General features: G+C 40.4%; 10 protein-coding genes and 1 pseudogene. 4 read left to right on the forward strand and 7 right to left on the reverse strand.

The features are described 5' to 3' along the window. Nucleotides 1-354 precede the first annotated feature (354 nt). Genes tacF through M1F55_RS02185 form a run of 3 tightly spaced genes read left to right on the forward strand, consistent with a single transcriptional unit; the run spans nucleotide 355 to nucleotide 3,466 of the window. On the forward strand, nucleotides 355-1,842 hold the full coding sequence (gene tacF / locus M1F55_RS02175; protein ID WP_033687092.1) for a type IV teichoic acid flippase TacF: 1,488 nt from the start codon (nucleotides 355-357) through the stop codon (nucleotides 1,840-1,842). 9 nt (nucleotides 1,843-1,851) lie between these two features. Continuing rightward, complete coding sequence (locus M1F55_RS02180) at nucleotides 1,852-2,655, forward strand: LicD family protein (protein WP_247947187.1); 804 nt, start codon at nucleotides 1,852-1,854, stop codon at nucleotides 2,653-2,655. Between the two features lies 1 nt (nucleotide 2,656). Further along, nucleotides 2,657-3,466 carry a LicD family protein gene (locus tag M1F55_RS02185; RefSeq protein ID WP_247947188.1) on the forward strand — a complete coding sequence of 270 codons (810 nt, stop codon included), beginning with the start codon at nucleotides 2,657-2,659 and terminating at the stop codon, nucleotides 3,464-3,466. Nucleotides 3,467-3,598: 132 nt separating this feature from the next. Here M1F55_RS02185 and M1F55_RS02190 read toward each other — a convergent pair whose 3' ends face one another. The 7 genes from M1F55_RS02190 to M1F55_RS02220 all read right to left on the reverse strand — a co-directional run bounded on the left by M1F55_RS02190 (nucleotide 3,599) and on the right by M1F55_RS02220 (nucleotide 12,760). After that, nucleotides 3,599-4,933: an Nramp family divalent metal transporter gene (locus M1F55_RS02190; protein WP_247947189.1), complete on the reverse strand. Its 1,335-nt coding sequence runs from the start codon at nucleotides 4,931-4,933 to the stop codon at nucleotides 3,599-3,601. Between the two features lie 217 nt (nucleotides 4,934-5,150). After that, the gene (gene carB, locus M1F55_RS02195) at nucleotides 5,151-8,327 is read right to left on the reverse strand and encodes a carbamoyl-phosphate synthase large subunit (protein WP_247947190.1); all 3,177 of its coding nucleotides are present in this window, start codon (nucleotides 8,325-8,327) and stop codon (nucleotides 5,151-5,153) included. Nucleotides 8,328-8,774: 447 nt separating this feature from the next. Continuing rightward, on the reverse strand, nucleotides 8,775-9,854 hold the full coding sequence (locus M1F55_RS02200; RefSeq protein ID WP_077805018.1) for a carbamoyl phosphate synthase small subunit: 1,080 nt from the start codon (nucleotides 9,852-9,854) through the stop codon (nucleotides 8,775-8,777). Nucleotides 9,855-9,903: 49 nt separating this feature from the next. Continuing rightward, a complete protein-coding gene (locus M1F55_RS02205) occupies nucleotides 9,904-10,827 on the reverse strand; it encodes an aspartate carbamoyltransferase catalytic subunit (RefSeq protein ID WP_247947191.1) in 924 nt (307 codons plus the stop codon). 18 nt (nucleotides 10,828-10,845) lie between these two features. Beyond that, the gene (gene pyrR / locus M1F55_RS02210) at nucleotides 10,846-11,367 is read right to left on the reverse strand and encodes a bifunctional pyr operon transcriptional regulator/uracil phosphoribosyltransferase PyrR (protein WP_000644747.1); all 522 of its coding nucleotides are present in this window, start codon (nucleotides 11,365-11,367) and stop codon (nucleotides 10,846-10,848) included. A gap of 221 nt (nucleotides 11,368-11,588) precedes the next feature. Then, nucleotides 11,589-12,218: an endonuclease III gene (gene nth, locus M1F55_RS02215; RefSeq protein ID WP_000244443.1), complete on the reverse strand. Its 630-nt coding sequence runs from the start codon at nucleotides 12,216-12,218 to the stop codon at nucleotides 11,589-11,591. After that, on the reverse strand, nucleotides 12,218-12,760 hold the full coding sequence (locus M1F55_RS02220) for a YceD family protein (RefSeq protein WP_247939866.1): 543 nt from the start codon (nucleotides 12,758-12,760) through the stop codon (nucleotides 12,218-12,220). Before M1F55_RS02220 ends, nth begins: the two co-directional genes overlap by 1 nt. A 168-nt stretch (nucleotides 12,761-12,928) precedes the next feature. Here M1F55_RS02220 and M1F55_RS02225 point away from each other — a divergent pair. Next, a pseudogene (locus tag M1F55_RS02225) lies at nucleotides 12,929-13,258 on the forward strand (helicase BlpT). Nucleotides 13,259-13,288 lie beyond the last annotated feature (30 nt).

Raw genomic sequence — 13,288 nt, forward strand, 5'->3', positions numbered from 1 at the left:
CCCGTTCTAGAATAGGAGGATTAAGCAGTTCCATTATTCAAAGAAACTAGTCCATTTCTAGTAGTGACTAGGAATTCTGTAGGCATTACTAGAAATGGCTGTGAAATTTTAGAGTTCTTCAGAATAATATAGTTTTCTTAAAGAAAACTTAAAATTAAGCTTTGAAACTTCAAAGTGATTACTTGACTTATACTCAATGAAAATCAAAAAGCAAACTAGGAAGCTAGCCGTAAGCTGTACTTGAGTACGGTAAGGCGACGCTGACGTGGTTTGAATTTGATTTTCGAAGAGTATTACTGCCCTTCATTTCTTATTAGCTGACTTTATGATATAATGAAAAACGAGGTAAATTGAATGAAAAGTATAAAATTAAATGCTCTATCTTACATGGGAATTCGTGTCTTGAATATTATTTTTCCCATCTTAACTGGTACCTACGTCGCGCGTGTCTTGGACCGAACTGACTATGGTTACTTCAACTCAGTCGACACAATTTTGTCATTTTTCTTACCCTTTGCGACTTATGGGGTCTATAACTACGGTTTACGGGCCATCAGTAATGTCAAGGATAACAAAAAAGATCTGAATAGAACCTTCTCTAGTCTTTTTTATTTGTGCATAGCTTGTACAATTTTGACCACTGCTGTCTATATCCTAGCCTATCCTCTCTTCTTTACTGATAATCCAATCATCAAAAAAGTCTACCTTGTTATGGGGATTCAACTCATTGCACAGATTTTTTCAATCGAGTGGGTTAATGAAGCTCTGGAAAATTACAGTTTTCTCTTTTACAAGACTGCCTTCATCCGTATCCTGATGCTGGTATCTATTTTCCTGTTTGTCAAAAATGAACACGATATTGTTGTCTATACACTTGTGATGAGTTTATCGACACTGATTAACTATCTGATTAGTTATTTTTGGATTAAAAGAGACATTAAGCTTGTTAAGATTCACATAAGTGATTTTAAACCTCTCTTTCTCCCTCTAACAGCCATGTTGGTCTTTGCCAATGCCAATATGCTCTTCACTTTTTTGGATCGTCTTTTCCTCGTTAAAACAGGGATTGATGTCAATGTTAGTTACTATACCATGGCTCAACGAATTGTGACCGTTATAGCTGGTGTTGTAACAGGAGCTATCGGAGTGAGTGTGCCTCGTCTCAGTTACTATCTAGGAAAAGGCGATAAGGAAGCCTATGTCGCACTTGTTAACAGAGGCAGTCGAATCTTTAACTTCTTTATCATTCCACTGAGTTTTGGACTCATGGTTTTAGGACCAAATGCCATCCTACTTTACGGTAGTGAAAAATATATCGGAGGTGGTATCTTAACCTCTCTCTTCGCTTTTCGTACGATTATCCTGGCCTTAGATACCATTCTTGGTTCCCAAATTCTCTTTACAAATGGCTATGAAAAACGAATCACAGTTTACACAGTCTTTGCTGGGCTACTCAATTTGGGATTAAATAGTCTCCTCTTTTTCAACAATATCGTGGCTCCTGAATACTACTTACTGACAACTATGCTATCAGAGGCCTCTCTACTTGTTTTCTATATCATTTTCATCCATAGAAAACAACTCATCCACTTAGGACATATCTTTAGCTATACTGTTCGATACTCGCTCTTTTCACTTTCCTTTGTAGGAATTTATTTCCTGATTAATTTCTTGTATCCCGTGGATATGGTCATTAATTTGCCATTTTTGATTAATACTGGTTTGATTGTCTTGCTATCAGCCATCTCTTATATTGGTCTACTTGCCTTCACAAAAGATAGCATTTTCTATGAATTTTTAAACCATGTCCTAGCCTTAAAAAATAAATTCAAAAAATCTTAGGAGTATAGAATGAAACAACTAACCATTGAAGATGCCAAACAAATTGAATTAGAAATTTTGGATTATATTGATATTCTCTGTAAAAAGCACAATATCAACTATATTATTAACTACGGTACTCTGATTGGGGCGGTTCGACATGAGGGCTTTATTCCTTGGGACGACGATATTGATCTGTCCATGCCTCGAGAAGACTACCAACGATTTATAAACATTTTTCAAAAGGAGAAAAGCAAATATAAGCTCCTTTCCTTAGAAACTGATAAGAACTACTTTAACAACTTTATCAAAATAACTGACAGTACGACCAAAATTATTGATACTCGGAATACAAAAACATATGAGTCAGGTGTTTTTATCGATATTTTCCCTATGGATCGCTTTGATGATCCTAAGGTCATTGATACTTGTTATAAACTGGAAAGCTTCAAACTTCTGTCTTTCAGTAAACACAAAAATATTGTCTATAAAGATAGCCTTTTAAAAGATTGGATACGAACAGCATTCTGGTTACTCCTTCGACCTGTTTCTCCTCGTTATTTCGCACATAAAATCGAGAAAGAAATTCAAAAATATAGTCGTAAGGATGGGCAGTATATGGCTTTTATCCCTTCTAAATTTAAGGAAAAGGAAGTCTTCCCAAGTGGTACCTTCGATAAAACAATTGATTTACCCTTTGAAAATTTAAGCCTTCCAGCACCTGAAAAATTTGATACTATTTTGACACAATTTTATGGAGATTATATGACCCTACCACCAGAAGAAAAACGCTTCTACAGTCATGAATTTCACGCTTATAAATTGGAGGATTAGGATGCAGTATTTAGAAAAAGAAGAAATTAAAGAAATTCAACTAGCCCTGCTAGACTATATTGATGAGACTTGTAAGAAACATGATATTCCTTATTTTCTAAGTTACGGAACCATGCTTGGAGCTATCCGCCACAAAGGTATGATTCCATGGGATGATGATATTGATATTTCTCTCTATCGTGAAGATTATGAGCGCTTATTGAAGATTATTGAAGAAGAAAATCACCCTCGCTACAAGGTTCTTTCCTACGATACATCTTCTTGGTACTTCCATAATTTCGCATCGATTTTGGATACTTCTACTGTTATCGAAGACCATGTTAAGTACAAGCGTCATGACACCAGTCTCTTTATCGATGTCTTCCCAATTGATCGCTTTACAGACTTAAGCATTGTCGACAAGAGTTATAAGTATGTAGCCCTTCGTCAACTAGCTTATATCAAAAAATCACGCGCAGTTCACGGTGATAGCAAATTAAAAGATTTTCTAAGATTATGTAGCTGGCACGCCCTCCGATTTGTCAATCCTCGTTACTTTTACAAGAAAATTGATCAGCTAGTCAAAAATGCTGTAACCAACACTCCTCAATATGAGGGAGGAATTGGGATTGGTAAGGAAGGTATGAAAGAAGTCTTCCCAGTTGATACCTTTAAAGAACTCATCTTAACTGAGTTTGAAGACCGTATGTTGCCCGTCCCTAAAAAATATGATCAATTTTTAACCCAGATGTATGGGGATTATATGACACCACCATCAAAAGAAATGCAAGAGTGGTATAGCCACAGTATTAAAGCTTATCGCAAGAACTGATTGAGCATGAACATATAAACTACAAAAAAGAACAGTTTCGGCTGTTCTTTTTTGTTTCTTTTCATGAATCAAGCACTACTATTATCACTTTATCATTCCTCAAGCTGATGCACAGACTTGATTTGAACAAGTTTAAAAAATATCGAAAAGCAGCTTGATATTGAGAATAGTCAAGATGATTGAAACTACGTAGCCAAGGATTGTATTCCACTTAGCATTGGTAAATTCTCCCATCACTGACTTCTTAGAGGTCAGATAGATTAAGGGGAAGATTGAAAACGGAAGAGCGATGGAAAGAAAGACCTGTGAATAGACCAACAACTGATCCAAGGTTTTTTCTTGATGTCCAAACAAAACAGCAACTATAATCACAGGGAGCAAGGCAAAAATACGTGTACCGATACGGATGATCCACTGAGGTAATTTCATATGCAAGAAACCTTCCATGACAATCTGTCCTGTCAAGGTGCCTGTGATAGTAGAATTTTGGCCACTTGCTAAGAGAGCCAGAGCAAATAAAGTTGACAGAGTTGAGCTGGCTATTGCTCCTGCTATTGACGAGTCCTGTAAAGCATTGTACATTTGAGAGAATGCTGAAATTTCAGATGCATGACCAAAAAAGAGCGATGCCCCTAAAATGAGAAGTAAGGAATTGACAACAAAGGCTAGGGACAACTGAAGATTTGAGTCCCAGGTCATAAAACGCACAGCTTTTCGAACATCCTTTTTATCCTTATGGTTGATTTTTCTTGTTTGAGATAGGGATGAATGGAGATAGAGATTATGGGGCATGACTGTTGCTCCCACAATCCCTAAAGCCAAAGTCAGTTGACTCTCATGTCCTGGCAAGGGACTTTCAAATAAAGTCGAAGTCGGTAAATAGCCACCAAAAATCCCCTGCATACTTGGATTGGATAAAGCCACCAGATAAGAAAAGATACCTAAAATAGTTAAGATAAGGGTTGTAACAATAGCTTCAATCTTCTTGAAACCAAATTTCATCAACAAAAGCAAAAGAAATACATCTAAAACGGTTAGAAGTATCGCGACCATAATCGGTATTTTAAACAAAAGATTTAAGGCAATTGCTGAACCTATAACCTCAGCCAAATCTGTCGCCATTAAAGCTAATTCTAAAATCACCCATAGACTATAACGGAGCCACTTGGGGGCATGATGAGCTGTTGCCTGCGCTAAATCCATCCTCGTCACGATACCTAGCTTTCCAGCCATCTGTTGTAGCTGCATGGCGATGATGGATGAAATCAAAATAACAAATAAGAGACTATACTTATAGGAAGCACCTCCAACCACACTGGTAATCCAGTTTCCGGGATCCATATAACCAACTGCAACAAGAGCTCCAGGCCCTAAAAATGCTTTTAGATTTTGCCAAAAATGATTGTTATTCGGAGTTTCAATAGATTGATTGATCTCTGAAAGAGAGACCTTTTTGTAAGAAGACATCGGAATATTCACTTTCTAATCTTGTCTTTACCTAGTTTGTTAATGGAGTTTTTGAAAATACAATAAAAATAGTTTACCTATTTCCAATTTATTCTTATTATATCACATTTTGGAACGATTCTTAAGGAAAGCATGATAGTTGAAATAAGCAACACCAGTATTGGAAAAGCCAGCGTTTTCTGACGCTGGCTTTTTAACTGTGAAAATTCTTTCTCAACTAGATTGCTTCTGTAACAAAACTACGGCTTTCCAATACTTTGAGCATGGCGTTAGCTGTATCTAGGGCTGTGAAGAGGGGCACCCCGTGTTCAATAGCTGAACGGCGAATCTGCTCTCCATCTTCGTCTGCAGTTCGTTTTGTTCCTACTGTGTTAATGATAGCTTGAATTCTTCCTTTACGAACAAAGCTTGGAATATCCTTATCGTCATCACCAATCTTACCAACAGGTTGGGCTTGCAATCCATGACTGGCAAAGAAGGCTGCTGTCCCTTCTGTCGCGAGGATTCCATAGCCAATATTTTGGAAACGACAAGCCAAGTCCAAGGCTTCTTCTTTGGCATCATCAGCAATGGTAAATACAACGTTACCAAAGGTTGGCAAGTGAAGGTAAGAAGCTTCAAAAGCTTTATAGAGAGCTTTTTCTAGAGTCGTATCAGAGCCCATAACTTCACCTGTTGACTTCATTTCAGGACCAAGTAAGCTGTCTACCTTAGCTAGTTTGGTAAAGGAGAAGACAGGTGCCTTGATATGAACGCGGGTACTTTCAGGGTAAAGTCCATCTTGGTAGCCAAGTTCTTCAAGTTTTTGACCAAGAATGAGCTTGGTTGCTACTTGAGCCATAGGGATATTGGTCACTTTAGAAAGGAATGGAACCGTACGGCTGGCACGTGGATTGACCTCAATAACGTAGACTTTTTCATCCTTGATAACAAACTGGATGTTCATCATTCCAAGGCAATTAAGGCCGATTGCTAGACGTTTCGTATAGTCTGCTATAGTTTCCTGAACCTTTTGCGACAAGGTTTGTGGTGGGTAAACGGCCATTGAGTCACCTGAGTGGACACCAGCACGTTCGATATGCTCCATGATACCAGGGATAAGGACATTTTCTCCGTCTGAAATGGCATCAACTTCACACTCTTGTCCAACGATATAAGAGTCTACAAGGACTGGATGGTCAGGACTAGCCTTAACCGCTGTGCGCATGTAAGAACGAAGGTCTTCTTCGTTTTCAACGATTTCCATAGCACGTCCACCAAGTACATAAGATGGACGGACAAGAACTGGGAAGCCAATCTTTCGAGCTGCAAGAACTGCTTCTTCTTCATTGGTAGCCGTTTGTCCTGGTGGCTGTGGAATATCCAAATCTTTAAGAGCTTGCTCAAAGAGGTCACGGTCCTCAGCTCGGTCTAGGTCAGCAACCTGTGTCCCAAGGATGGTCACACCTGCTTTCGCCAATGGCTCCGCAAGGTTGATGGCTGTTTGACCACCGAACTGAACGATAACACCCTTTGGTTGCTCCAAGTCGATGACGTTCATCACATCTTCAAAAGTCAATGGTTCAAAGTAGAGTTTATCAGATACCGAGAAGTCTGTAGATACGGTCTCTGGATTTGAGTTCATGATGATAGCTTCGTAGCCAGCAGCTTGGATAGCCTTAACAGAGTGAACCGTTGCATAGTCAAACTCGACCCCTTGACCGATACGGATTGGACCAGAACCTAGGACAAGTACAGATTCCTTATCAGACTTGATAGACTCGTTTTCCCAACCATAGGTTGAATAAAAGTATGGTGTTTCAGAGTCAAATTCTGCCGCACAAGTATCTACCATCTTGTAGACTGGGACAATCTTGTTTTCCAAACGAAGCTGGCGAACTTGGTCAGCTGTCGTTTCCCATAGTTCAGCAATCTTACGGTCTGAGAAACCATTTAGTTTTGCTGTTTTCAAGACTTCTAGATCTTGTGGATGGGCACCTAATTCTTGCTCAATTTCAAAGATATGCAAGAGTTTATCCAGATAGAAGATATCAATCTTAGTCAATTCAGCAATTTCTTCTGGTGTGTAACCACGGCGAATAGCTTCTGACACATAGAAGAGACGGTCATCCTGGGCTTTGACAACTTTTTCAATCAAGGCATCATCCGAAACCGCTGCAAGTTCAGGCATTTCATTGTGGTGCACACCAATTTCAAGGGAGCGACAAGCTTTAAGGAGAGATTCCTCGATGTTACGACCAATCGCCATTACTTCCCCAGTCGCCTTCATCTGGGTACCAAGACGGCGCTCACCCTTTTCAAACTTGTCAAATGGGAAACGCGGAATCTTGGCAACCACATAGTCAAGGGCTGGCTCAAACATGGCATAGGTTGAACCTGTAACTGGGTTGATCACCTCATCTAAGGTCAAACCTACGGCAATCTTAGCAGCCAATTTGGCAATTGGGTAACCTGTCGCCTTAGAAGCAAGGGCTGACGAACGCGATACACGAGGGTTTACTTCGATGACATAGTATTTGAAGCTATGTGGATCAAGGGCTAGCTGAACGTTACATCCACCTTCAATCTTGAGGGCTCGAATGATGCTCAAGCTAGCGTCACGAAGCATTTGGTTTTCATAGTCTGACATGGTTTGCGCAGGGGCAAATACAATGGAATCCCCTGTGTGAATTCCGACTGGATCAAAGTTTTCCATGTTACAAACAACCAAAGCATTGTCAGCTGAGTCACGCATCACTTCGTACTCAATTTCCTTGAAACCTGCAATTGAACGCTCAATCAAACATTGGGTAACAGGTGATAATTTCAACCCATTTTCAGCGATTTCACGCAATTCTTCCTCATTGGCACACATACCACCACCAGTACCACCAAGAGTAAAGGCTGGACGAACGATGACTGGGTAACCAATTGTCGCTGCAAAGGCAACAGCTTCTTCAACAGTGTTTACAATTTCAGATTCTGGAATTGGTTGGTTGAGCTCTTCCATCAATTGTTTAAAGAGGTCACGGTCCTCCGCTTGGTCGATGGCAGATAATTTAGTTCCCAGAAGCTCAACACCAAGCTCATCAAGGATACCATTTTTAGATAATTCCATGGCCATATTAAGACCAGTTTGCCCACCGAGTGTTGGTAGCAAGGCATCTGGACGTTCCTTACGAAGAATACGTGTCACAAACTCAAGTGTAATCGGTTCAATATAAACCTTGTCAGCAATTTCTTTGTCCGTCATGATGGTGGCAGGGTTTGAGTTAACCAATACAACCTCATAACCTTCCTCTTTCAACGACAAGCAAGCCTGGGTCCCAGCGTAGTCAAACTCAGCAGCCTGACCAATAATAATCGGACCAGAACCAATCACCATAATTTTTTGAATATCAGTACGTTTAGGCATAGTTTATGATACAAAGCCCGTAAAGAACACAGTGAAAATAGGAAACTCGGTGCAGACGCCTTCAGCGTCAAGACGATGTTTATCTTTTTCACACAGTTCTTAGGGCGTGTTCACTTCCGCGAACAATGTATCTTCTCCTTTCTATTCGTCGCCTCACAGAGCGACATTAAATAAATTCTCCGACGATTTTTTAGCGAAACGATACTTTTCGGTAAAAAATCTAGTGCAGGGAGTTTTTAGTTCGCCTGATAGCGACTAAAAGAAACGACCTGCCTTTCTATTCGTCGCCTCTCAGGGCGACATTAAATAAGATACAAAGGATGAATAGAAAGCGATTGAATTTTAGGAAACCAAGGAAGGATTGACAATCCAAATTGGTTTCTCTAAATTCCGAGCTTTCCGTCCGTGTTCAGTTACATAAATTCTCCGACGAGCTTTTACTCGTTCTTAGTTTGATTGTTTAAAAGCTTCCATCATCTCGATAAACTCATCAAATAGGTAGCTAGCGTCGTGTGGACCAGGGGCTGCATCTGGATGGTATTGGACAGAGAAAGCAGGTTGGTATCTGTGACGCACACCTTCCACTGACTTATCATTGATTTCTTCATGGGTGATAATCAAATGCTCTGGCAAATCTTCACGACTAACTGCATAACCATGGTTCTGGCTGGTGAAGTCTACTCGTCCTGTTGCAATTTCACGTACTGCATGGTTAAAGCCACGGTGACCAAACTTCATCTTGTAAGTCTTAGCCCCGTTTGCCATAGCAAAGAGTTGATGCCCCATACAAATACCAAAGATTGGAATTTTTCCTTGCACACCACGAATCATATCCAGTGCCTGTGGAACATCTTCTGGGTTACCTGGACCGTTTGACAACATAACTCCGTCAGGATTAAGATGGAGAATTTCTTCAGCCGTTGTCGAATAAGGAACAACCGTCACGTTACAGTTGCGTTTAGAAAGTTCACGTAGGATTGAGTGCTTGAGACCAAAGTCCACTAAAACAACACTCAAACCAACTCCTGGTGCTGGATAGGAAGTTTTAGTAGAAACCTGCTTGATATTGTCTGTCGGCAAGACTGTTGCTTGGAGCTGGTCAGTCACATGGTCCATGCTGTCCCCAACATGGGTCAAGGTTGCACGCATAGTACCATGCTTACGGATAATCTTGGTAAGAGCACGTGTATCAATTCCTGAAATACCTGGAATTTTCTTGGCTTTCAAAAATTCATCCAAGGTCATTTGGTTGCGCCAGTTGCTTGCTCTACGTGCTTCTTCGAAAACAACAACTCCCTTACAAGTTGGAATGATGGATTCGTAATCATCACGGTTGATTCCATAATTTCCTACCAAAGGATAAGTAAAGGTCAAGATTTGTCCATTATAAGACTGGTCTGTAATGGATTCTTGGTAGCCGGTCATGCCTGTATTAAAGACAATTTCGCCTGTTACATCAATATCTGCTCCGAAGGCCTTGCCTTCAAAAATTGTTCCATCTTCTAATACTAGAAGTCTTTTTGTCATATTTTCACCTCTCGTGGACGCTCACTGGCGTCTTTTAACGTCTTGTGTTTTAGTTGGCGTTTCTACTCGCCAATACGGATTCTAAGATTGCCATTCGAACAAAGACACCATTGGTCATTTGTTGGACAATCCGTGATTTTGGTGCTTCAACCAAGTGATCTGCGATTTCTACATCACGATTGACTGGAGCTGGGTGCATAAGGATTGCTGTTTCTTTCAAACGGTCATAACGTTCTTGAGTCAAGCCATGTTGGGCATGGTAGTCTTCTTTTGAAAAGATAGCTCCACTATCATGACGTTCATGTTGCACACGGAGAAACATCATGACATCCACCTGATCAATGATTTCATCAATGGTTACAAACTGTCCATAGTCTGCAAACTCTTGACTTCTCCATTCCTCAGGTCCAGCAAAGTAAAGTTCAGCTCCCAAGCGTTTCAAAATCTGCATATTAGATTTGGCAACGCGTGAGTGGTCCAAGTCACCTGCAATCGCAACCTTGAGCCCCTCAAAGTGACCAAATTCCTCATAAATGGTCATCAAATCAAGCAAGCTCTGGCTAGGATGTTGTCCCGAACCATCTCCACCATTGATGATGGAAGTCGTAATCGTCGGACTAGCAATCAACTCTCTGTAGTAGTCGACCTCTGGGTGGCGAATCACACAGACATCCACTCCTAAGGCAGACAGAGTCAAGATAGTATCATAAAGTGTTTCACCCTTATTGACCGAGCTGGTCTTCACATCAAAGTCAAGTCGTTCCAGCCCCAGTTTAATCTCTGCCACTTCAAAGGACTTATGCGTCCGTGTGGAATCCTCAAAGAAAAGATTGGAAACAATCGGGTGGTTTTCATAGGGAAGCTGGGCTCCGTTTTTTAACTCAATTCCTCGCTTGATCAATTTCATCACTTGATCAACAGTGAGGTCTTCCATGGACACCACATGGTTCAGTGCTTGTTGATTTTCTGACATGGCTACTCCTTTAGCTTTCTAAGCTTCTTCAGTAATCAGAACTCTGTCTTGGCCATCAAGTTCTGCCATCTCTACGATGATTTCTTCAGAACGACTAGTAGGGATATTTTTCCCAACGTAATCTGGACGGATTGGCAATTCTCTATGTCCACGATCGACTAGAACTGCTAAACTCACGCGCGCAGGACGACCATGACCTACAATATTATCAATAGCAGCACGGATGGTACGACCTGTATAGAGCACATCATCCACCAAGATAACTTCGCGGTCTGTCACATCAACAGAAACCAAAGAAGTATCTTCTCCACTTTTTACATCATCACGGAAAGGTTTAGTATCCAATTCCACAACAGGAACTGAAAGATTTTCTAGTTGCTCCAAACGTTCTTGGATTCGGTGGGCGATAAAGACACCACGAGTTTTAATACCAGCCAAGACGATTTTATTCAAATCTTTGTTGCGTTCGATAATCTCATAAGTAATACGCGTAATCGCTCGTTTGACAGTCAATTCGTCTACAACTTCTTTTGCCTTCATGACAAACCTCCAAAAAGAAAAGTCTCCTTAAACAAGGAGACTTGAAATGTATAGCCAAGCGAGCCCTACTGCAAACAGTATAGACTTCACCCTACTACTTAATCGTTCTCCTTGCCTGCCTCACGGGACAGGTTTAAAGGAATATTTAGTTATCAAATACTATAGCACAAAGCATGCTTAAAATCAAGCAAAAACTTTTGAAACCCCATCTTATAAATTGCTTATAAATTGCTAAAGTCATATAACTGTGGGTACTGGTCACACTCTGGATTTTTAGGATGACAAATAGCTCTTCCAAAATAAATCATGGCCTGATGGGCAGCTAACCACTGCTCCGGTGGCAAGATATCCATGACCCGCTTTTCCACCTCAAGCGGTGTCGCTGATTTTTTGACAATATCGTGGTGTTTGCAAATACGCTCTACATGAGTATCCACTGCAAAGGCTGGAATCCCAAAACCAACACTCATGACAACATTGGCTGTCTTGCGACCAACACCTGCCAAACTCTCCAATTCCTCACGTGTTTGAGGAACTTGACCGTCAAAATCGTCTAGTAACTGTTGGGCACATTTTTTAAGGAATTTAGCCTTATTCCGATACAATCCCAGGCGAGAAATGTGTGAAGCAATTTCACTCTCTGTCGCTACAGACATGGCTTGTGGCGTTGGAAAGGCAGCAAAGAGACCTGGTGTAGCCTTATTTACCGCTGCATCTGTTGTCTGAGCTGACAACATGACCGCAACTAGTAGTTCAAAATGATTGGTAAAATCAAGACTGGGCTTGGCATCTGGAAACAGAGCAATGATTTCTTCCAGCACTTTTCGTGCTCGTTTTTTTGACAAAACCATTATTCGTCTCCATCAAATAGTCCTTGTAAGCCAGCAAAAGGACTGTTTTCTTCTTTCTTAACTGCCTGTTGGGCTTGGTATTCTTCCTCTGTCATGATTTGCCAGTCATTTCCTGACACAAAACCTTTACCAGCTTCTTCTTCAGCCGTCAAAACCTTAATAGGAATGTTTAGTAGGATATTGTCTGACACGCTCTCAGCAAGGTCAAGTTCTCCATTTTTGATAGGCAAGACCAAATCATCGTCTAAAACTTCCTGATCTAGCTGGTTGGTTGCGCCTTCCATGAAAACTTCTGTGACTGGATAAGATTCAGCCAACTCAACTGGCTCCATACTGCGACTTGAAGCAAGAACAATAGTATAAGATAGTTGATAATCTAAGAAATACATACTGTCTTCGTACTGTACTTTCCCAACTGCAAGGATATCTTTTACATCTAAAATTTCTTGATTGCGTGCACGCAGGTCTGCGGCTAGGTCTAAACTTTGTTCAAAATGCAAGCCTTCAGACTGCTTACGAATTTCTTGAATATTTAATTTCATACTTCCTCCATAAAGATTTACTCTCTTGATTATACCATGAAAAGCCTACAAATCAGCCCACCAAACTTTATAATTAAAATTCGATTTTTTAACATATTTAATATGACATTTTTGTTTTTTAGTGCTATACTATAGGCAATAATACATCAGAGCAAGGAGGATGCTCACATGGAAGACAAAGAACTCATTACTAATGCAACCCAACTCCTATCCGAGTTAAATAAAAGTTTCCAAATCTGCAAACAGGGTACTGCAGATGATATTCGACTGCAAGATCTGCTAAACACTACCATAAAAGAGCTCAAAAAAGCGGAAAAGTTGGACAACAGTATTTTAATCGACCTTGAGAAATTTTACCAACGTACCAGTCTTCTGATAGGCCTTGGTAGCCTAAAACTAAACGATCAAGCACGTACCGCTTGACGGAACTATGACAAGTTCCATTACGAGCATGTCAAACACGTACTAACTCTTTATGGACCTGTTTTCGGATTTTAGAGATTAGAATTGTCAGTTTTCTGTTGACAA

The organism is Streptococcus mitis (assembly GCF_023109235.1).
In the GTDB taxonomy this organism is placed as follows: Bacteria; Bacillota; Bacilli; order Lactobacillales; family Streptococcaceae; genus Streptococcus; species Streptococcus mitis_DA.